The organism is Rhizobium sp. NRK18 (assembly GCF_024385575.1).
In the GTDB taxonomy this organism is placed as follows: Bacteria; Pseudomonadota; Alphaproteobacteria; order Rhizobiales; family Rhizobiaceae; genus JANFMV01.
Genome location: NZ_JANFMV010000001.1, coordinates 512840 through 532414, shown reverse-complemented (window position 1 = coordinate 532414; position 19575 = coordinate 512840). Strand labels below are relative to the sequence as shown.

General features: G+C 61.7%; 20 protein-coding genes. 10 read left to right on the top strand and 10 right to left on the bottom strand.

The window, feature by feature from the left end:
- Positions 1 to 4 precede the first annotated feature (4 nt).
- On the top strand, positions 5 to 493 hold the full coding sequence (locus tag NN662_RS02420; protein WP_261928726.1) for a MaoC family dehydratase: 489 nt from the start codon (positions 5 to 7) through the stop codon (positions 491 to 493).
- 31 nt (positions 494 to 524) lie between these two features.
- Here the strand turns inward: NN662_RS02420 and NN662_RS02415 are convergent, their stop codons facing one another.
- From NN662_RS02415 to NN662_RS02400, 4 genes are read right to left on the bottom strand one after another with little or no spacing between them, the layout of a single operon-like run.
- On the bottom strand, positions 525 to 1079 hold the full coding sequence (locus NN662_RS02415) for a sarcosine oxidase subunit gamma (protein ID WP_261928725.1): 555 nt from the start codon (positions 1077 to 1079) through the stop codon (positions 525 to 527).
- A complete protein-coding gene (locus NN662_RS02410) occupies positions 1072 to 4065 on the bottom strand; it encodes a sarcosine oxidase subunit alpha (RefSeq protein ID WP_261928724.1) in 2994 nt (997 codons plus the stop codon). Before NN662_RS02410 ends, NN662_RS02415 begins: the two co-directional genes overlap by 8 nt.
- On the bottom strand, positions 4062 to 4379 hold the full coding sequence (locus NN662_RS02405; protein WP_261928723.1) for a sarcosine oxidase subunit delta: 318 nt from the start codon (positions 4377 to 4379) through the stop codon (positions 4062 to 4064). Before NN662_RS02405 ends, NN662_RS02410 begins: the two co-directional genes overlap by 4 nt.
- A 50-nt stretch (positions 4380 to 4429) precedes the next feature.
- Positions 4430 to 5683 (bottom strand): sarcosine oxidase subunit beta family protein, encoded by a 1254-nt coding sequence (locus tag NN662_RS02400; protein ID WP_261928722.1) that lies wholly within the window; start codon positions 5681 to 5683, stop codon positions 4430 to 4432.
- Positions 5684 to 6006: 323 nt separating this feature from the next.
- Here NN662_RS02400 and rpsU point away from each other — a divergent pair, with 323 nt between their 5' ends.
- Positions 6007 to 6231: a 30S ribosomal protein S21 gene (rpsU, locus tag NN662_RS02395; RefSeq protein WP_261928721.1), complete on the top strand. Its 225-nt coding sequence runs from the start codon at positions 6007 to 6009 to the stop codon at positions 6229 to 6231.
- A 126-nt stretch (positions 6232 to 6357) separates the two neighbouring features.
- On the top strand, positions 6358 to 7260 hold the full coding sequence (locus tag NN662_RS02390) for a tetratricopeptide repeat protein (RefSeq protein ID WP_261928720.1): 903 nt from the start codon (positions 6358 to 6360) through the stop codon (positions 7258 to 7260).
- Between the two features lie 125 nt (positions 7261 to 7385).
- On the opposite strand, the gene NN662_RS02385 is transcribed toward NN662_RS02390, so the two are convergent.
- A complete protein-coding gene (locus NN662_RS02385; RefSeq protein ID WP_261928719.1) occupies positions 7386 to 7610 on the bottom strand; it encodes an aa3-type cytochrome c oxidase subunit IV in 225 nt (74 codons plus the stop codon).
- A 364-nt stretch (positions 7611 to 7974) separates the two neighbouring features.
- On the opposite strand from NN662_RS02385, the gene NN662_RS02380 reads away from it, so the two are divergent.
- The gene (locus NN662_RS02380; protein WP_261928718.1) at positions 7975 to 8538 is read left to right on the top strand and encodes a TRAP transporter small permease subunit; all 564 of its coding nucleotides are present in this window, start codon (positions 7975 to 7977) and stop codon (positions 8536 to 8538) included.
- A 3-nt stretch (positions 8539 to 8541) separates the two neighbouring features.
- The gene (locus NN662_RS02375) at positions 8542 to 10440 is read left to right on the top strand and encodes a TRAP transporter large permease subunit (RefSeq protein ID WP_261928717.1); all 1899 of its coding nucleotides are present in this window, start codon (positions 8542 to 8544) and stop codon (positions 10438 to 10440) included.
- A gap of 195 nt (positions 10441 to 10635) precedes the next feature.
- Here the strand turns inward: NN662_RS02375 and NN662_RS02370 are convergent, their stop codons facing one another.
- Positions 10636 to 11742, bottom strand: coding sequence for a TRAP transporter substrate-binding protein (locus NN662_RS02370; RefSeq protein ID WP_261928716.1), 1107 nt, complete (start codon positions 11740 to 11742; stop codon positions 10636 to 10638).
- A gap of 288 nt (positions 11743 to 12030) precedes the next feature.
- Here NN662_RS02370 and NN662_RS02365 point away from each other — a divergent pair, with 288 nt between their 5' ends.
- Positions 12031 to 12804, top strand: a complete 774-nt coding sequence (locus NN662_RS02365; protein ID WP_261928715.1) for a gamma-glutamyl-gamma-aminobutyrate hydrolase family protein — start codon at positions 12031 to 12033, stop codon at positions 12802 to 12804.
- A 2-nt stretch (positions 12805 to 12806) separates the two neighbouring features.
- On the opposite strand, the gene NN662_RS02360 is transcribed toward NN662_RS02365, so the two are convergent.
- The 3 genes from NN662_RS02360 to NN662_RS02350 all read right to left on the bottom strand — a co-directional run bounded on the left by NN662_RS02360 (position 12807) and on the right by NN662_RS02350 (position 15452).
- Positions 12807 to 13775 (bottom strand): 2-hydroxyacid dehydrogenase, encoded by a 969-nt coding sequence (locus NN662_RS02360; RefSeq protein ID WP_261928714.1) that lies wholly within the window; start codon positions 13773 to 13775, stop codon positions 12807 to 12809.
- Between the two features lie 10 nt (positions 13776 to 13785).
- Positions 13786 to 14817 carry a LacI family DNA-binding transcriptional regulator gene (locus NN662_RS02355; RefSeq protein WP_261928713.1) on the bottom strand — a complete coding sequence of 344 codons (1032 nt, stop codon included), beginning with the start codon at positions 14815 to 14817 and terminating at the stop codon, positions 13786 to 13788.
- Positions 14818 to 14945: 128 nt separating this feature from the next.
- Positions 14946 to 15452, bottom strand: a complete 507-nt coding sequence (locus NN662_RS02350) for a MarR family winged helix-turn-helix transcriptional regulator (RefSeq protein WP_261928712.1) — start codon at positions 15450 to 15452, stop codon at positions 14946 to 14948.
- An 85-nt stretch (positions 15453 to 15537) separates the two neighbouring features.
- On the opposite strand from NN662_RS02350, the gene NN662_RS02345 reads away from it, so the two are divergent.
- The gene (locus NN662_RS02345; protein ID WP_261928711.1) at positions 15538 to 16329 is read left to right on the top strand and encodes a creatininase family protein; all 792 of its coding nucleotides are present in this window, start codon (positions 15538 to 15540) and stop codon (positions 16327 to 16329) included.
- Here the strand turns inward: NN662_RS02345 and NN662_RS02340 are convergent.
- A complete protein-coding gene (locus NN662_RS02340; protein ID WP_261928710.1) occupies positions 16315 to 16836 on the bottom strand; it encodes a GNAT family N-acetyltransferase in 522 nt (173 codons plus the stop codon). The genes NN662_RS02345 and NN662_RS02340 overlap by 15 nt on opposite strands.
- Positions 16837 to 16968: 132 nt before the next feature.
- Between NN662_RS02340 and NN662_RS02335 the strand changes: the two genes are divergently transcribed.
- Genes NN662_RS02335 through NN662_RS02325 form a run of 3 tightly spaced genes read left to right on the top strand, consistent with a single transcriptional unit; the run spans position 16969 to position 19481 of the window.
- The gene (locus tag NN662_RS02335; RefSeq protein ID WP_261928709.1) at positions 16969 to 18069 is read left to right on the top strand and encodes a CobW family GTP-binding protein; all 1101 of its coding nucleotides are present in this window, start codon (positions 16969 to 16971) and stop codon (positions 18067 to 18069) included.
- Positions 18069 to 19055: a WD40 repeat domain-containing protein gene (locus NN662_RS02330; protein WP_261928708.1), complete on the top strand. Its 987-nt coding sequence runs from the start codon at positions 18069 to 18071 to the stop codon at positions 19053 to 19055. Before NN662_RS02335 ends, NN662_RS02330 begins: the two co-directional genes overlap by 1 nt.
- 6 nt (positions 19056 to 19061) lie before the next feature.
- Positions 19062 to 19481, top strand: a complete 420-nt coding sequence (locus NN662_RS02325) for a DUF2267 domain-containing protein (protein ID WP_261928707.1) — start codon at positions 19062 to 19064, stop codon at positions 19479 to 19481.
- The last annotated feature ends 94 nt before the right edge of the window (positions 19482 to 19575 follow it).

Sequence of the window (19575 nt, the reverse complement as noted above, 5' to 3'; positions counted from 1 at the left end):
CTTCATGCCTTCAGAAATTTCACTGTCTGAGGTCACAGGCCTTGTCGGACAGGAGATCGGCGTTTCCGACTGGATTATTGTCGACCAGTCGATGATAGATGCCTTTGCCAGCGCCACGCTGGATCACCAGTTCATCCATACGGATCCTGAAAGAGCGGCCGCGGAAACGCCGTATGGCGGAACCATCGCCCACGGCTTCTTGACGCTCTCGCTGCTGTCGGCCATGAGCTACAGCTGCATTCCGCGCATTCGAGAACAGACGATGGGGGTCAATTACGGCTTCGACAAGGTCCGTTTCGTTTCGCCGGTCAGGTCCGGCAAACGCGTGCGCGCGCATTTCTCCCTCGCCGAAGCGCGCTTTCGCGGCGGCTCCATGCTGATGAATACCTACGGCGTGAAGATCGAGATCGAGGATGAAAAAAAGCCGGCGCTGACGGCAGATTGGCTGACAATCAGCCAGTTCGATCCCAAGGACCGGCCCGACAACGTCTGACCGGCCATGGGACTGTCCATGAGACGCCGCTTCAGAGAGCGGCGTCTTCGGCACCTTCCGTCAGAAGACCAAAGGCGTAATCGGCAAACGAGCGCCAGCATTCGACACGGAATGTGTCGTCGGCCGTGCGCAAAAGAACGATCTCGATCTTGCCGAAGATCGTGCGCGAGCAGGCACCGACCGGAAAGATGGCAAGCGACAGATCCTGCGGGCAGCCGCTGTTGACGGTCGCCTCAGCCCCGGGGCCGGAAACGATGATCGCCGTATTGCGGTGCGATACATCCGTTGCCGAATGCAGCGCGCCCGCAGACGCCGCGGCAGCCATCAGGTCGGCCTCGTTCTCGTCGATGATCAGCCATTCGTCCGGACCGATCCAGAGCGCATGACGGCCGTCGGCGCTGTTCGACGTCTTCGGCTTGACTGGCAGCGTCAGCCCCAGCGCGCCCGAAAGGGCGGCGAGAGAGCCGGCCGGCGCACGCAGCGAAATCCGGCTTGCCGGCGCGGCGGGCGTGATCCGGACGACGGCGGAACCGCCGAACCGGCCGGAGAGAACGCCTTCGCGATTTGCCTGAGCGATATCAGCCATTGATCCGGCCTCCTTCCTTGTCAAAGAACACCATGTCCGTCACCTCGACTTCGATGGTGCGGTCCGCCATCGGCACATAGAGCGTCTGACCCATCCGGGCCTGGCCACCGGCCACCAGCGCGAACGCGATCGAATGGCCGCAATTTTCCGACCAGTAGGCCGAGGTCACGTGACCAAGCATCGTCATCGGCTTCGGCTCGTTCGGATCGGCGACGATCTGAGCGCCTTCTTCCAGCACGATCTTCGGATCCTTCGTCTTCAAGCCGACCAGCTGCTTGCGTCCCTCGCGAACGAGATCCGGGCGCTTCAGGCCGCGAATACCGACGAAGTCCGTCTTCTTCTTCGACACAGCCCAGGCAAGACCCGCATCATAGGGCGTCACCGTGCCGTCGGTATCCTGACCGACGATGATGTAGCCCTTTTCGGCGCGAAGGACGTGCATGGTCTCGGTGCCGTAGGCGCAGGCGCCCATCGGCTCCGCACGCTCCCAAACGGCTTCCCAGACGGCCTTGCCATAATCGGCCGGCACGTTGATTTCGAAGCCCAGTTCACCGGTGAACGACATGCGGAAGAGCCGGGTCGGCACGCCGCAGATCTTGCCCTCGGCAACGCTCATATGCGGGAAGGCTTCGTTGGAAAGGTCAATGCCTTCGACGAGCGGCGCGATGATCTCGCGTGCCTTCGGCCCCTGAACGGCGATGACCGCCCACTGCTCCGTGGTCGACGTCAGCCAGACGTTCAGCTCGGGGAATTCCGTCTGCAGATAATCTTCCATGTGCTGCAGGACGCGCGGTGCACCACCGGTCGTCGTCGTCACATGGAAGCGATCCTCGGCCAGGCGTCCGACGACGCCGTCGTCGTAGACGAAACCGTCCTCGCGGGTCATGATGCCATAGCGGCAGCGACCGGGCTTCAGCGTATCCCAGGCGTTGGTGTACAAGAGGTTCAGGAACTTCGCCGCATCCGGACCCACGACTTCGATCTTGCCGAGCGTGGACGCGTCGAACACGCCTGCGACTTCACGAACCGTCTTGCACTCGCGGTCGACCGCATGATGCATGGTCTCGCCGGCCTTCGGGAAGAACCAGGCACGCTTCCAGTTGCCGACGTCTTCGAATTCCGCGCCCCGCGCCTCGGCCCAGGGATGGATTGGGGTCTTGCGGGCGGGATCGAACAGCTTGCCGCGTGAATGATTGATCAGCGTGCCGAACGTGACCGGCGTATAGGGCGCGCGGAACGTGGTGAGGCCCACTTCCGGAATGTCCTTGCCGAGCATTTCCGCGGCGATCGCCAGACCATGCATGTTGGAAAGCTTGCCCTGGTCGGACGCCATGCCGTTGGTCGTGAAGCGCTTGATGTGCTCGATCGAGCGCATGCCCTCGCGAACGGCGAGACGAATGTCCTTGGCGCACACGTCATGCTGGAAGTCGATGAACGCCTTGACGGCGGTCTCCGGCCCGGCGCCTTCGGCAGCACCGATCATGCCGCCGGTCCATTCATAGGCGGACGATCCGGAGACGGCGACCTTCTCGCCGGTCGCAAATCCGGACTCGGCAGCCATGGCCTCGCCGGCAGCGATCGCCTCGTCAATGGCCGCCTGAATGGCGTCCGTACCGTTGCAGGCACCGACGCAGATGCCCTTCTCGGCGTAGATGTTGGGCAGGAAACGCTGCTTTTCGGCATCGAACTTTAGCTTGCCGCGCGACTGCGAGAAGAGATGCACCGACGGCGTCCAGCCTGCCGATACGATCAGCGCGTCGACGGCATATTTCTCGCCGCGGCTCGCGCCGTTGCGGGAAACCGTCATCGAATTGACGCGCAGCTTGCCCGTCGTGCCGATCACCGAATGACCGATCAGCACCTTGATGCCCAGCCGGTCGGCTTCCTTCAGGACGGCAACGCCCGGCTGCTTGCGGCAATCGACGATGGCGACGATGGACACACCGGCGCGCTTCAGGTCGAAGGCGGCCTCATAGGCAGAGTCATGCGCAGTGTAGACGCCGATCTTGGTGCCGACGGCAACGCCATACTGGTTGAGATAGGTGCGTGCCGCCGATGCCAGCATGATGCCGGGACGGTCGTTGTTGGCGAACACCATATGCCGCTCGATCGAGCCGGAGGCGATGACCACGCGCTTGGCGCGGACCTGCCACAGCCGCTCACGCGGCAGAGCCTTGTCGAACGCGGCCAGGTGATCGGTAACGCGTTCGGCGAGACCGATGAAATTGTGATTGTAATAGCCGAAGGCGGTCGTGCGGGTCAGCACGGTGACATTGCCCATCGCCTTCAGGCGGTTGACCGTGCTTTGCGCCCAGTCGTAACCGTTCATGCCGTCGATGACGACATCGGTGTCGAAGCGCAGCGCACCGCCGACTTCCGGGTTTTCGTCGACGAGGATGACCTTCGCGCCGGTCTTGGCAGCGGAAAGCGCGGCCGAAAGGCCGGAAACGCCGCCGCCGACGACGATCACGTCGCAATGAGCGTAGCGCGACGCGTAGTGATCGGGGTCCGCTTCCTTCGGCGCGACGCCGAGGCCGGCGGCCTGACGGATGAAGGGCTCATAAAGGTGATGCCAGGCGACCTTCGGCCACATGAACGTCTTGTAGTAAAAGCCAGCGGCGAAGAAGGGCGAGAAGAAGTCGTTGATCGCCCCGATGTCGAAGGCGAGCGACGGCCAGCGGTTCTGCGAGGACACCTTCATGCCATCGAAGACTTCCTGGACGCTGGCGCGCACGTTCGGCTGCTTGCGGGCAGCGTCGCGCGAAACGTCGATCAGGGCGTTCGGCTCTTCCGGACCCGCAGACAGGATGCCGCGCGGACGGTGATACTTGAAGGAACGGCCGAGCAGATGCACGCCGTTGGCAAGCAGTGCCGAGGCGACGGTATCGCCTTCAAGCGCGGTGTAGGTGCGGCCGTCGAAGGTGAAACGGGCGGTCTTGGCGGGCGTCAGACGACCTGCGCCGGGAATACGGTTGGCGCCGCTCATTTCTGCATGTCCTTCTGGCTACCGATGGCAACGGCGGCGAGATCCGGCTTCGGCTCGCCCGCCCTGTAGGTGGTGATGAACTTGTCGCTGACGGTATCGCGCGCCGCGTTGAAGAAGCGGCCGCAGCCGTGGATGTGCCGCCAGCGCTCGAAGATGACGCCCTTCGGGTTGTCGCGCAGGAAGAAGTACGCCTCGAACGCTTCGTCGGAGATGTCGGCGATGTTGGCCGGACGGACGATATGAGCGTCACCGGCATTGCGGAATTCGAGCTCGGAGCGCTCTTCCTCGCAGTATGGGCAGTGGATCAAAAGCATGTCTTAACTCCCGGTCGGGTGGAGACCGTCAAATCTGCGAAACATCGGGATCAGTGCGCCACGGCGGCCGCAGCCGCCTCGTCGATCAGGCGACCCGAGCGGAACCGGTCCAGCGTCAGCCCGGCGGCGAACTTGTGCGGCTCGTTCTTGGCGATCAGGTGCGCGAACAGATGCGCGGAGCCCGGCGTCGCCTTGAAGCCGCCCGTACCCCAGCCGCAGTTGACATAGAGGCCAGGCACCGGCGTCTTCGACTGGATCGCCGAACGGTCCGGCGTGTTGTCGGTGATGCCGCCCCACTGGCGCATCATCTTGACGCGGCGGAAGATCGGGAAGATCTCGCAGATGGCGTCGAGCGTATGGGTGATGATCTGCAGGCCGCCGGTCTGCGAGTACGAGACGTACTGGTCGGTGCCGGCACCGATGACGAGTTCGCCCTTGTCGGACTGCGAGATGTAGGCGTGCACCGTGTTCGACATCACCACGCAGGGGAAGATCGGCTTCATCGGCTCGGACACCAGCGCCTGCAGCGGATTGGAATGCAGCGGCACGCGCACGTCGGCCATCGACATGATCGCCGTATTGTGGCCGGACGCCGAAACGCCGATCTTCTTAGCGCCAATGAAACCACGGCTCGTCTCGACGCCGGTCACTTCGCCGTTCGGACCACGGCGGATGCCGGTCACTTCGCAATTCTGGATGATGTGCACGCCGAGATCGGAAGCCGCACGGGCATAGCCCCAGGCAACCGCATCGTGGCGCGCCGTGCCGCCGCGGCGCTGCAGCGCTGCACCGTTGATCGGGTAGCGGGCCGACTTCGAAATGTCGAGCGGCGGGCAATAGGCCTTCGCCTGCTCCGGCGACAGCCATTCATTGTCGATGCCATAGAGCCTGTTGGCATTCACATGGCGCTTGAACGACTGCACGTCATGGACGTTGTGCGACAGCATCATCACGCCACGCGGCGAGTACATGACGTTGTAATTGAGCTCCTGCGACAGGTTCTCCCAGAGCTTCAGGGAGTGCTCATAGATGTGCATGCTCTCTTCATACAGATAGTTCGAGCGGATGATCGTCGTGTTGCGGCCGGTATTGCCGCCGCCGATCCAGCCCTTTTCCAGCACCGCCACGTTGCGGATGCCATGCTCCTTGGCAAGATAGTAGGCCGCGCCCAGACCATGGCCGCCGCCGCCGATGATGATGACGTCATAGGCTGCGTTCGGCTCGGGCGATGCCCACTGCGCGCCCCAACCCTTGTGGTGACGCATTGCCTCGCGGGCAACGGCGAAAATGGAATATTTGCGCATGGCGCCCTGTCACTCCTTGACCAAAGCAAGATGGCCGGCAGAACCGGATTTTGCAGAGCCTAGCAATCGCAAATCGCGCCCCGGCACAACGGCTCTTTTGCGACGCATTCAAGCATCGCTTTCGACACAATGGCGGACAGTACATCAGATGCTGCGCGGGAACGCAAAAAATCTACTACAGCCCCTACTCTCCCGCTGGACTTGACGCCGGTGATCTGCTATCCCGCTTTCCAATCGCAAGGCTTGCGCACTGCGAATTATTATTATTTTGCCTGCTGCAATGCCTGCGGGCACAACACCAACACCAAAGGAACGGGATTCACGTGCAGGTACTTGTCCGCGACAATAACGTTGATCAGGCTCTCCGCGCTCTGAAAAAGAAGATGCAGCGCGAAGGCATCTTCCGCGAAATGAAGATGCGCGATTACTACGAAAAGCCGTCTCAGAAGCGCGCTCGCGAAAAGGCAGAAGCCGTCCGCCGCGTACGCAAGCTGGCACGCAAGCGCGCCCAGCGCGAAGGTCTCGTCGGCAACGGCCGCAGCCACTAATTGACCGGTCGTCTTTTTGACGCTTTCGGATGTATCTTGGGCGGAGGCGATCTGATCGCCGCCGCCTTTTGCTTTTCAGACGAAGAAAACGATACGAACTTCGTACCGTAGGGGGACTTAAGCCTGATGACGGCTGATCTGCGCGACTGCACCATTCGCAACCACGTTTCGGCAACTTCCACGCGAACGATCAAGCGCTCGGCCTTCGCCGTCGTTCTGCTCGCGGGCGCCGCACTCCTGCAAGGCTGCGTCAGCACACCGACCAGCAGCGACGTGATAAAGCTGGACCGGGCACAGGGCTCGGAACAGAACATCTCCTCGCTGACGGCTGTCATCAACGCAAATCCGAACGATCCGCAGGGCTACAACACCCGTGGCTACGCCTATGGCAGCGCCGGCGAGTTCAACAAGGCGCTGGACGACTTCAACCGCGCCATCCAGCTGAACCCGCGCTTCTATCAGGCCTACGCCAACCGGGCGCTGATCTACCGCAACATGGGCAAGCCGGTCGAGGCCGCGCAGGATTACAGTCGCGCCCTGCAGATCAACCCGAACTACGACGTCGCCTATATCGGCCGCGGCAACATCTATCGCCAGGCCGGCCGCATCGATGAAGCCTTCAGCGATTTCAACCGCGCCATCCAGCTGGATACGACCGACGGACGCGCCTACCACAATCGCGGTCTGATCTATCAGAAGCGCGGCCAGCACGAGAAGGCGATCGACGACTTCTCGAAGGCGATCTCGCTCTCGCCGAATTCGCCGGAGCCGTATAACGGCCGCGGCCTTTCCTATGTCGCGCTGAACGACGACGAGAACGCCTTCGCCGATTTCAACCACGCCATCGAGCTGGATCCGAGCATTGCGGAATCCTGGGCGAACCAGGCGTTCATCTACGAGCGCCGCGGCGACTTCACCAAGGCGGCCAAGTCGTACCGCCACGCCCTGGGTCTGGACCCGAAGTACACGCCGGCACGCGATGGCCTCGCCCGCGTTCAGGGCAAGGCCAACACCGCCAGCGCCGGCTGAACAAGCCGGTCGCCATCGCTGGGCGACCCGGCGGTGGCGGATGTCTGCAGCTTATTCCGAGCATGAAAAAACCGGCCCCGGCGTGAAAGCCAGGACCGGTTTTTCAGTCTCTGATCGTGCGTCCGTTACTTCAGGAAGATGAAGCCGGCGACGCAGGCAATGATGAAGGTCAGGATACCGCCGAGGAAACCACCGGCGGTGAAAAAGCCGGCAGCCATGGCGATCAAAAGGGCGACAACGATCATCGTGCCGTACTTGGCGCCGGCGATGAACATGTCGTAGGTCTTCTCGTGTTCCTCATAGTTCATCGGCGCACCGGTTTCGACCGGTCCAGTCGGATGCTCGCTCATCGTATCTTGTCTCCCCTTTGCAAACCGATCGGACAAAGGCGGTAATTCGCCCGATCAGGTCGGAATCCCCGCGAAACGACGCCTGCAGATTCCATCCACTCTTGACTAAGCCGATTACACAAATGCTCCGGAAAGTGCAATGGGCTTGGCGCCACGCCTCCCGAATCGCATCACGGCAAGTCCCGCGCTTCGACAACAATAATGCAACCATATGTAACAAGTTGCGCCGTCCTCGCCCAGCACATGGCCGAGGCGCCAAAATATAATTCGACTCGAGCGACTTAACCGGGCAATTGCCCTTGACAGACGTTGCCATCGGTTTGGCGAGCCTTTAAGGACAGAGGGCGCTTCGGGGAGGAATTCTATGCAGGCTTTACTGTCCTTGAGCCGTATGATCGACGCGGTGACGCGCTTCATCGGCCAGTCCGTGTCATGGTTGCTTTTGGCGGCAGTGCTGATCAGCGCTGGCAACGCGGTCATCCGCAAGGTGTTCGACATGTCGTCCAATGCCTGGCTGGAGATTCAGTGGTATCTTTATGGCGTCGTCTTTCTGCTTGCGGCAGCCTACGCGTTGCTCAATAACGAGCACGTCCGCATCGACATCATTTCCAGCTCCTGGAAGAAGCGTACGCGCGACTGGGTCGATCTCGTGCTGCATGTCATCTTCCTTCTGCCCTTCTCGTCGCTGATGGTCTGGCTGGCATGGCCGTGGTTCTGGACCTCGTTCAATTCCGGCGAAATGTCGCCGAATGCCGGCGGCCTGATCATCTGGCCGGCCAAGCTCGCCGTGCTGGCCGGCTTCATTCTCCTCACCTTTCAGGCCGTTTCGGAAGTCATCAAGCGTGCGGCGGTGATCGCCGGCACGATCGATGATCCGCGTCCCGACAATCATGCCGACCATATCGCCGAGATCATGGAGAACCACTAAGCCATGATCGACCTTATCGCCCACAATCTCGCGCCGGTCATGTTCACCTCGGTGATGGCGCTTCTCCTGCTCGGCTACCCCGTCGCCTTCACGCTCGCCGCAGGTGGTCTCATCTTCTTCGTCATCGGCGTGGAACTGTCGTCGATCTCGCCGGAAATCAAGCTTTTCTGGCCGCTGCTGCAGTCGCATCCCGAGCGAATATACGGGATCATGTACAACGACACCCTGCTGGCGATTCCGTTCTTCACCTTCATGGGGTTGATCCTCGAACGATCGCGCATGGCGGAAGACCTGCTCGAGACGATCGGCCAGTTGTTCGGACCGGTGCGCGGCGGCCTCGCCTATGCCGTCATTCTCGTCGGTGCTCTGCTCGGTGCAACCACCGGCGTTGTCGCAGCCTCGGTCATGGCGATGGGTCTCATCTCCATGCCGATCATGCTGCGCTACAATTATCGGCCGTCGCTGGTCGCCGGCACGATCGCCGCATCCGGCACTCTGGCGCAGATCGTGCCGCCATCGCTCGTTCTTATCGTCATGGCCGACCAGCTCGGCCGGTCCGTCGGCGACATGTATGTCGGCGCGCTCTATCCGTCGCTGATCATTATTGCGGCCTACTGCCTCTACATCTTTGTCATGTCGATGATCCGGCCGAAGTCGGTGCCGGCACTGCCGATCGAGGCGCGGACACTCGGATCGGGCGTGACGTCGCTGATCGTCATGCTGGCGATTGCCGCCGTTCTCTACTATCTCGGCGACACCATTCTGTTCACCGCCATCAGCCCCGAATGGCGGCTGGTCGCATCGCTCGCTTTCGGCATTCTCGTCATCTACGCGGTCGCACTGGTCAACGCCCGGCTCAGAAACAAGATCATCTCGCGGCTAGCCGAGCAGGTCATCATCGTGCTGATCCCGCCGCTGGCGCTGATCTTCCTGGTGCTCGGCACGATCTTCCTCGGCATCGCCACCCCGACCGAAGGCGGGGCCATGGGCGCCACCGGAGCGCTGATCCTCGCCTTCGCCAAGCGCCGGTTGAACATATCGACGCTGAAACATGCGCTGGATTCGACCACGAAGCTCTCCGCCTTCGTCATGATGATCCTGATCGGCGCGCGCGTCTTCGGCCTGACCTTCTACGGCATCAACGGCAATGTCTGGATCGAGGACCTGCTCCTGAGCCTGCCGGGCGCCGAATACGGCTTTCTGATCGTCGTCACCATTATCGTGTTCGTTCTCGGCTGCTTCCTCGATTTCTTCGAGATCGCCTTCATCATGGTGCCGCTCTTGGCACCGGTGGCCGAAAAGCTCGGCATCGACCTGATCTGGTTCGGCCTCATCCTCGGCATCAACCTGCAGACCTCGTTCCTGACACCGCCTTTCGGCTTCTCGCTCTTCTATTTGCGCTCGGTCGCCCCGGCCGGCGCATGGAAGGATCAGGCGACGGGCAAGATGATGAACGGTCTGAAGACGATCGAGATCTACAAGGGCGTCCTGCCTTACATCATCATCCAGTTCGCCGTGATCATGCTGGTAATCGCCTTCCCCTGGCTCGTCACCCACTACAAGGACGACGAACCGCATATCGATCCGAATTCGGTGACCATCGACGTCCCGGGCTTCGGCACGGGCGACTCCGGCCTTCCGGGACTGGGCCTGCCGCCGCTCGGCGGAGCCGACCAGGGCTCGGGCAACAACAACCAGCCGACCTTTGGCCTGCCGCCGCTCAACCTCGGCGCACCGGGATCGGCGCCGGCACCGGATCAGGGCGGCAACAACCAGCCCGCCTTGGGCCTGCCGCCGCTGGACCTCAATCCGCCTGCGTCGACGCCCGCACCAAATGCCGGCGACACACCAAAACCGGCCGATCCGGCAATGGATCTCAGCCAGCCGCCCAAGTTCAACTGAGATCAATCAGTGGATGACGAAACCGCCGCGGAGCAAGCTCCTGCGGCGGTTTTCATTTGCAGCCGGCGAAAGCGGTTCCAATGTCTCTGACGTCCTGAAACGGCCCTGAAGTCCGCGTCCCCAGGCATCTGCCCACAAAAAAGCCCCGGACAGTGTCCTGTCCGGGGCCAAGTCGGTCAATGATGTTTCGGCAGATCAGAGCTTGCCCGAGCGCTGCTGGATCATCATGAAGGTGTCGAAGGTGTACTCGGCGATCTGCGCCCAGAGATAGGCATCCTTCTTGAACGCCAGCTGGTCGTCATAGACCTTCTTGAAGCTCGCGCTCTGGTTCGACAGGTCCGCATAGATGCCGAGGGCGGCGTCATAGCAGGCAGCCATGATTTCCTGCGTGAACGGACGCAGCACGGTGCCTTCCGCGACAAGCTGCTTCAGTGCCTGCGGGTTCTTCGCATCATATTTCGCCATCATGTTGGTGTTGGCGAATGCGCAGGCGTCGGTGAGGATCGCCTGATAGTGCTTCGGCAGGTTGTTGTACTTGTCGAGGTTGAAGAAGGCGTGGACGACCGGACCACCTTCCCACCAGCCCGGATAGTAGTAGTACTTGGCGACCTTGTAGAAGCCGAGCTTCTGGTCGTCGTAAGGACCAACGAATTCGGCGGCGTCGATGGTACCCTTTTCAAGAGCCGGGTAGATGTCGCCGCCAGCGAGCTGCTGCGGCACGACGCCGACCTTTTCGACGACCTTGCCGGCGAGACCGGCGATACGGAATTTCAGACCCTTGAGGTCGTCAACCGTGTTGATCTCCTTGCGGAACCAGCCGCCCATCTGCACGCCGGTGTTGCCGGCCGGCAGGCCGTAGACGCCCTGCGTGGCGAAGAACTCGTTCAGCAGCGTGTTGCCGTTGCCCTGATAGAACCAGGCGTTCTGCATGCGGGCGTTCAGACCGAACGGAATGGCCGTTCCGAGAGCGAAGGTAGGTTCCTTGCCCCAGAAATAGTAAGACGTCGTGTGAGCGGCTTCGACCGTACCGGCGGCAACGGCGTCAAGTGCCTGGAGACCGGGGACGATTTCGCCTGCTGCATACGGCTGGATGGTGAAGTTGCCGTCGGTTGCCGCGGCCACACGCTCTGCGATATCGACGGCACCGCCGTAGATCGTGTCGAGCGACTTCGGGAATGACGACGTGATGCGCCATGTAATCTTCGGATTTTCCTGTGCGATGGCCGGCGCAGCCAAAGTTGCCGCCGCAGCGGCACCCGCCCCTGCAACGCCCGCCTTCTTCATAAATGAACGACGATCCATAAATAAACCTCCCAAGTTTAAGTTGTGTCGGATCCCCTGATTTGTTGGTCGTCACCGAACACTGCGAGACCTAACCATTTTGCATCAGGCGTTTCAAGCATTTCGACTTTCATTCGTCAGCCTTTCGTATTGGCTTCGTTGGAAATTCATGGGTCTGCGTGAGCTGATCCTTGCAAAAGCCAAAAAGTGCTCCGAATATCGGCCGTGATGATCGTGCCTGGTTGACAGCAAGGCGGGTGCGCGTACTCAATTTTCAGAATCGAAATCGAACCGAAGGTCGCATCGCCCATGTCGAAGCCCATCGTCGCAGTCCCGGCCGATATCCGTTTTTTCACCGAAACGAACTGGCATTGCGCCCAGAACCAGTATCTGCAGGCAGCACTCGACGTTTCCGGCGTGATGTCCTTCATCATTCCCGCCTTCGAACACGGCAATGAAACGGATGCCATCCTCGACCGCGTCGACGGGCTGCTCGTCACCGGCTCGGCCACCAATGTCCATCCGTCGCTCTATGGTCAGGATGCAAGAGAAGAGGACGGACCGTTCGACCCCGGCCGTGACGCCACCAGCCTTCCGCTCATTCGCCGCGCGCTCGATCGCGGCATTCCGATGCTGGCGATCTGCCGCGGCATTCAGGAGCTGAATGTCGCTCTCGGTGGCACGCTCGCCAGCGAAATCCATGAGCAGCCGGGCATCTGGGATCATCGCAAGCCGGAGAACGTGCACCGGGACGAAGCATTCGGCATCCGTCAGGACGTGTTCATCAAGGAAGGGTCCTGTCTGGCCCGCTACCTCGGAGCAGGTGCCGTACAGGTCAATTCCCTGCACAGGCAGGCCATCGCCGAAGCGGCACCCGGCCTTCAGGTCGAAGCCGTCGCGGAGGATGGCACGATCGAGGCGGTATCGGTGATCAACGCCAAGAACTTCGCCATCGGCGTGCAATGGCATCCCGAATACTGGGCAAAGACGGACACGCCGTCGCGCCAGATTTTCGAAGCCTTTGGTGACGCCGTCCGCGCCTATGCCGGCGCCAAGACGACCATTGTGGCAGCTGCCGAGTAGGTTCAGCCGTCCTTCTGGGGCGTTTCGGGAACCGGCGTCAGCGCGCGGCCCGAGGAGAACCACTCAATCAGGTTGTCGACCACCAGGTCGGCCATGCCGTTACGCGTCGGCACCGAGGCCGAGGCGACGTGCGGCAGCAGCGAGGCGTTTGGAACATCGACGAGCGCCTGCGGCACGTGCGGCTCATCGTAGAAGACGTCGAGGCCGGCCGCTGCAATCGTGCCGTTCTTCAACGCAGCGGCAAGATCCTCTTCATCCACCGACCAGCCTCGTCCGGCATTGACGAAGACACCGTTGGCGCCGAGCGCCGACAGGATCTCGGCATTGATCACCTTGTGGGTTGCATCCGTCTTCGGCACGATCGAGATCAGCGTATCGACGTCGCGCGCCATGTCGAGAAGCGAGGCGTAATGCTTGTAGGGCACGTCATCCCGCGGCGTGCGGGTGCAATAGCTGATCTTCAGCTTGAACGGCTCCAGCCGCTTGGCGATCTCCAGCCCGATCCGTCCAAGACCGAAAATGCCGACATGCCGGCCGGCAAGCGACAGCGGCGACAGAGGGAACGGACCGTCCTTCTCCCAGCGCCCTTCCCGCAGCCATTGTTCGGCCTGCGGCAGGCGGCGGACGGTGTTGATCAGGAGGGCGACCGTCGTATCGGCCACCTCGTCGTTCAGCACGTCCGGCGTGTTGGTGACGATGATCCCGCGCGAGGCCGCGTGACCGACGTTGACCGCATCGTACCCGACGCCGAAGCTGGCGATCACTTCCAGGTTCGGAAGCATGTCCATCCACTCCGCGCTGAACCCGCCGAAAGCTGCCGCCGCGCCGCGAATTTCGCTGCGCTCGGCCTCTGGAAGCGAGGCCGGTCCGTCGATTTCCATCAGCCGCAGGTCGAATTTCTCCTTGAGGCGCTCGAGGACGCGGGGATGGCTCTTGACGGATGCGAGGACGGGAATGCGGGTATCGGACATGGGACGGGGCTCAGGATCTCTGTGATGACGAAGAAATGGGATTGGTCGACTGCCGGATACGCATTTCCGGCTTGATGAGGTGCAGGCCGTCAGGCTCGTGGCTGCCGCTCAATTTGTCAAGCAGCGCGCGCGCAGCCAGTCGTCCGACCTCCGCCTGACCGTTCCAGACCGTCGTCAGCGCCGGCGTGGCGATCGCCGCTTCCTCGAGGTCGTCATAGCCGGTGACGGAGATGTCATGGCCGGGCACGAGGCCGGCGCGCGAAATGCCGTTCATCAGGCCGATCGCCACCAGATCGTTCCAGCAGACGGCCGCCGTCGGCTTCTGCGGCAATGACAGGAAATGCACTGCCGCCTCGAACCCGCCCTGCTTGCTACGCGGGCCCGGAATGCGCAGGTTGGGATCGACTTCGATTCCTGCCTTCTTGAGCGCTGACGCATAGCCGAGATAACGGTCGCGGCCGGTCGAGGTCTGGTCTGTGCCGCCGATCATGGCGATGGTCCGGTGGCCGAGGCCGATCAGATGGTTGGTAGCGAGCGCGATCCCGTAGCTGTCGTCACCGCGATAGGTGGGAACGTCGATCCCCTCCATCTGGCGTGCGACCAGAATGGCCGGCATGCCGTTGTCTTCGGCAAGCTGGATATCTTCCTTCGGCGTGCCGATCGCCGGCGACATGATGACGCCGTCGCCGCCAAGCTGCAGCAGCGTTTCGATGAAGGTCCGCTGCTTTTCTACCGAGTCGTAATGGTTCGAAAGGATGAAGGTGTGCTGGCTGCGGTCTAGCTCGCTTTCGATCGCCTTCAGGATTTCGCCGTAGAACGGGTTCATCACGTCATGCACGACGACGCCAATGATGCCGGAACGTGAGGTCCGGAGGCTCGCCGCACGGCGGTTGTAGATGTAGCCGAGAAGGCGCGCCTGGTCCTTGATCCGTTCGCGCGTGGCAATCGCGACAAGCGGACTGTCGCGCAATGCAAGCGATACGGTTGCCGTGGAAATGCCAAGCGACTCGGCAATCGTCGATAGTTTGACCTTTTGAGCCACGTCCCCTCCTGGATCGACCGATCCGGCACGAGGTGGCGCCAGTCCGGCTTGCCGGACAAGCTTTAAAAAATTTAATTCAAGAATTCAAATAAAAAGCGACCGGGTGAATTGCCGTCCACATCTTGCGATCAGTCAAGCTGATCGTCTGCCTCGGCGGGATCGAGATTGTGCATGATCGCAACCAGCGACACCGTCAGCGCCTTGATCTCCTTGTTGGAGAGCCCCTTGGTCGCCCGCTTCTCACTGACCTTCAACGCCTGCTCGATCCCCTCAACGGCATTGCGGCCGGCATCGGTCAGGAAAACCTTGGTCAGGCGCCCGTCACCGCCATCGCTGCCGCGGGTCACGAAGCCCTGCGCTTCCATGCGTCCGATCGTCCGGGTCATGGTCGGCGCCTTGACGCCGAGCCGGAGAGCGATTGCCCCGGCCGTCAGTCCGTCTTCCCCGGCAAGTGCCAGAATGACGCCTTCCTGTCCGGCATAAAGCCCGCACGCCGCCAGTTGATGGCTCTGCTCGGTGCGCAGCGACCGGGCGGCCTGCGTCAGGGCCGTCGCCAGATCCTTGCCGCCAGCTTCCGCAAGTTTCGCCTTCTTGAGGGACTTGTCCTTCTTGCCGTCCTTTTTCTTCTTGCCCATTTTCCCGCCGAACTCTTACTAGGAATACCTGGCCGTTAACCGGCCCCATGAACGTCCAATACAGAAAATAGCGAGCGACCGCCATATGCCCATTCCCGCCAGACGTTTCGAAGACAACGACCCGGCGCTCGGTGCCGCGGACAGGAGCCGGTGGATTGCGGTGCTGCCGCTGGGCGCCCATGAGCAGCACGGCCCTCACCTGCCGTTCGAAACGGACACGCTGATTGCAGACGGCATTGCCGGTCGACTGGCCGAAAACCTCCCCGAACATCTGCCGGTGACGATCCTGAAAACGGAACCCGTCGGCTATTCCATCGAGCACATGGACGTTGCCGGGACGAAGACGCTGTCCTACTCGCAAGCCGTGGAGCGGTGGCTCGCAATCGCCGAAGGCCTGTCGCGCCAGGGCATCCGCAAGTTCGTCATGCTGAACGCCCATGGCGGCAATTCACCGCTGATGACCATCGTCGCAACGGAAGCACGGGTGCGCTTCGGCATGCTGGCGGTCGCCACCAGCTGGACACGCTTCGGACTGCCGGAAGGGCTGATTTCGCCGGAAGACAAGGCGATCGACATTCATGGTGGCGATATCGAAACCTCGGTCATGCTGGCGCTTCACCCGGACCGGGTGGACAGGACGAAGGCAAAGGCCTTTCCCTCGCGCCAGAGCGATTTTGCAGGACGCTTCCGCCATTTGCGTGCCTACGGGCCGCATGCATTCGGCTGGAAGATGGCCGATCTCAACGCCGATGGTGTGGCCGGCAATGCGGCGGCCGCGACCGCGGAAAAGGGCGAGCGCATCCTCGCTCATGCCGTCCGGGGGATCATCGAGCTTCTCGAGGATGTCGACGCCTTCGACCTGTCAGACCTTGCCTAGTCGCCGACGCATGAAGACCCGGCGGCTTTCATCCAGACCCTTCGCGATGTGCTCGCTCCGGATCGCGCGCATCGCCGGGGAGAACGCCTCTTCCTCCAGCACCCGAAAGCCGATCCGCTCGTAATAAGGCGCATTCCACGGCACATCGCGAAACGTCGACAGGAAGAGGCTGGAAAGCCCCGCCTCGACTGCTGCTTCCGCGACCCGGCCGATCAATGCGGCCCCGATGCCTTGCCCCGCATGATCAGGCAACACATCCAGCTCCTCGATATAGGCGGCCGTGTCGACCTGCCTGTACATGGCGAATCCGACCGGCAGCCCCGAGGCTGCGACAAATAGCCTGCCATCGCGGATACGTTCCACAAGGTCGGATGCATCGGTCGGTCTGCCGTCGGCAATTTCAGCCATGCCTATGGCGCGGAAGCGCTGTGCAGCGCGCCGCTCGATCTCCTGATAGACAAAGGTTTCTTCCAGCAGGCCCGGTCTGATGATGTAGTCTGGTGCCACTTGCCTCCTCCAGGGGCGCCTTGTGCAAAACCCTTTGAACTCCTCCACTCTATTGCCTATATCAACCGGGATTCAATTCAAGCTCCAGCAGCGCCCATTCTGCGCTGCGCTACTCTTCCGAGAGAGGTTATCATGTCCGATACCGCCCAAAGCCCCATCCCCGTAACCGTTCTGACCGGTTACCTCGGCGCCGGAAAGACGACGCTCCTGAACCGCATCCTGTCGGAAAGCCACGGCAAGAAATATGCCGTCATCGTCAACGAGTTCGGCGAGATCGGCATCGACAACGACCTGATCGTCGAATCCGACGAGGAAATCTACGAGATGAACAATGGCTGCGTCTGCTGCACCGTGCGCGGCGACCTCATTCGTGTCGTCGAGGGGCTGATGCGCCGGCCGGGCCGCTTCGACGGCATCATCGTCGAGACGACCGGTCTTGCCGATCCGGTTCCGGTGGCTCAGACCTTCTTCATGGATGAGGACGTGCGCGCCAAGACCGAGCTCGACGCCGTCGTCGCCCTGGTCGATGCCAAGCATCTGCTCCTGCGCCTGAAGGACAGCCGCGAAGCCGAAGACCAGATCGCCTTCGCCGACGTCGTTCTCGTCAACAAGACGGACCTCGTCTCGCATGAGGAACTGCATCAGGTCGAAGACGTCGTGCGCGCCATCAATCCGTCGGCTCGCATCTACAACACCACCCGCTCGGGCGTCGATCTCGCCAAGGTTCTCAATCAGGGTGCCTTCAATCTCGAGCGGGCGCTCGAAAACGATCCGCATTTCCTCGATCACGAAGACGAGGATCATGTCTGCGGTCCTGACTGCGACCATGATCACCACCACCATCATCATCATGGCCACGACCACGATCATCACCACCATGATCATGACCATGGGCACCATCATCATAGCCATGGCCCCTCGCCCATTCATGACGTGACGGTCACGTCGCTGTCCTTCCGTGCCGGCGAGATGAACCCGGAGCGCTTCTTCCCGTGGATCCAGAAGGTGACCCAGACCTTCGGGCCGCAGATCTTGCGCTTGAAGGGCATCATCGCCTTCAAGGGCGATGACCATCGCTATGTCGTCCAGGGCGTCCACATGATCATCGAAGGCGACCACCAGCGCCCGTGGAAGGAAAACGAGAAGCGGGAAACGCGCCTCGTCTTCATCGGCCGTGATCTCGACCGTGAAAAGCTGGAAGCCAGCTTCCGCGCCTGTGAGGCAGCCGCCTGATGCCGACGGTCGCGCCGCTCGACATCGAAGGTTATGTCGTCTCTGCCGCTTTCCTGAATGATGTACCCTTTTTCGCCGCCGCGTCCGGCCATATCCATCGGCTGGATGGCGGCGACAAGGTCACGGAGGCGCATCAGGGCCTGCTCTCCTGCGTCAAGGATCCCTATTCCGAAACGCTGATCACCGGCGGCGAGGACGGCAAGGTCAACCGCATCGGCGCCGATGGCACCGTCTCGCTCGTCGCCGAAGCGCCGCGCAAGTGGATCTCGGTCGTCGCAGGCGGCCCGCAGGGCGCCGTCGCCTATGCGCATGGCCGCTCGGCACTGGTCAGACTTGCCGACGGTTCGGAAAAGGAATTCGCCGAACAGCGCACCGTCGAGGGCATAGCCTTCGCCTCGAAGGGCCTGAGGATCGGCGTGGCCCGCTACAATGGCGTGACGCTGCACTGGGTCGGCACGGCCGGCCAACCTGTCGACCTGGAATGGAAGGGCGCCCATACAGGCATCACCTTCTCTCCGGACGGCCGCTTCGTCGTCACCACCATGCAGGAAAACGCGCTGCATGGCTGGAAGCTCGACGGCAAGCCCGGCGACGCGCGGCACATGCGCATGACCGGCTACCCGGCCAAGGTCAAGTCGCTGTCCTGGTCGCCGAAGGGCAAATGGCTCGCTTCATCCGGTGCGCCCGCCGCCATCGTCTGGCCGTTTGCCGGCAAAGACGGACCAATGGGCAAGGCGCCGCTGGAACTCGGCACGCGGGCCGACATCATGGTCACTTCGGTTGCCTTCCACCCCACCGACGAAGTGCTCGCCATCGGCTTTATCGACGGGATGATCCTGGCCGTCCGCCTTGCCGACAACAAGGAGGCGCTGCTGCGCCGGCCGGGCAAGGGCGCCATCACCGCCATGGCCTGGAACCGCACCGGCAAGCAGCTTGCCTTTGCGTCGGAGGCCGGAGACTGCGGCGTCGTCGACATTTCGGGCTGACTGCACATGCCGATGCCGCAGGAGTACTTTCAGGCCTCACGCGACTTCGAGCGCTACATGGCCGACTTGAAATCAATATCGCTGCTGGCCACGCATCACCAATGTTACGCAATGACGCGGGCGGTGCTGCATGTGTTCCGCTCGCATCTTCCGGTCGTCGACGCTCTAGTATTCGCCGATGTTCTCCCACCGGTCCTCAGAGCGATTTTCGTCGAGGATTGGGATGCCTCCCAGCCTGTGACACCCTTTTCCGACAGAGAAACACTCACCCGAGAAGTCCGCACGGTCCGCGCGAACCACAACATTTCACCCGAGAGCGCCATCGCGGATGTAGCAGCCGCAGTCCGCAAGAACATCGATCCGCAGGATTGGCAGATAGCGCTAGACAGACTGGCAGCGGATGCGCGCAGCTTCTGGGAAATTTAATCGCGCCGTCAATCTTATTCTGCAATCACTAATATCCAAGCCTTCTCAAAGGCTTTAGAGTGTATCCAACCCAGGTTGTCTTTTGTCCGGGACA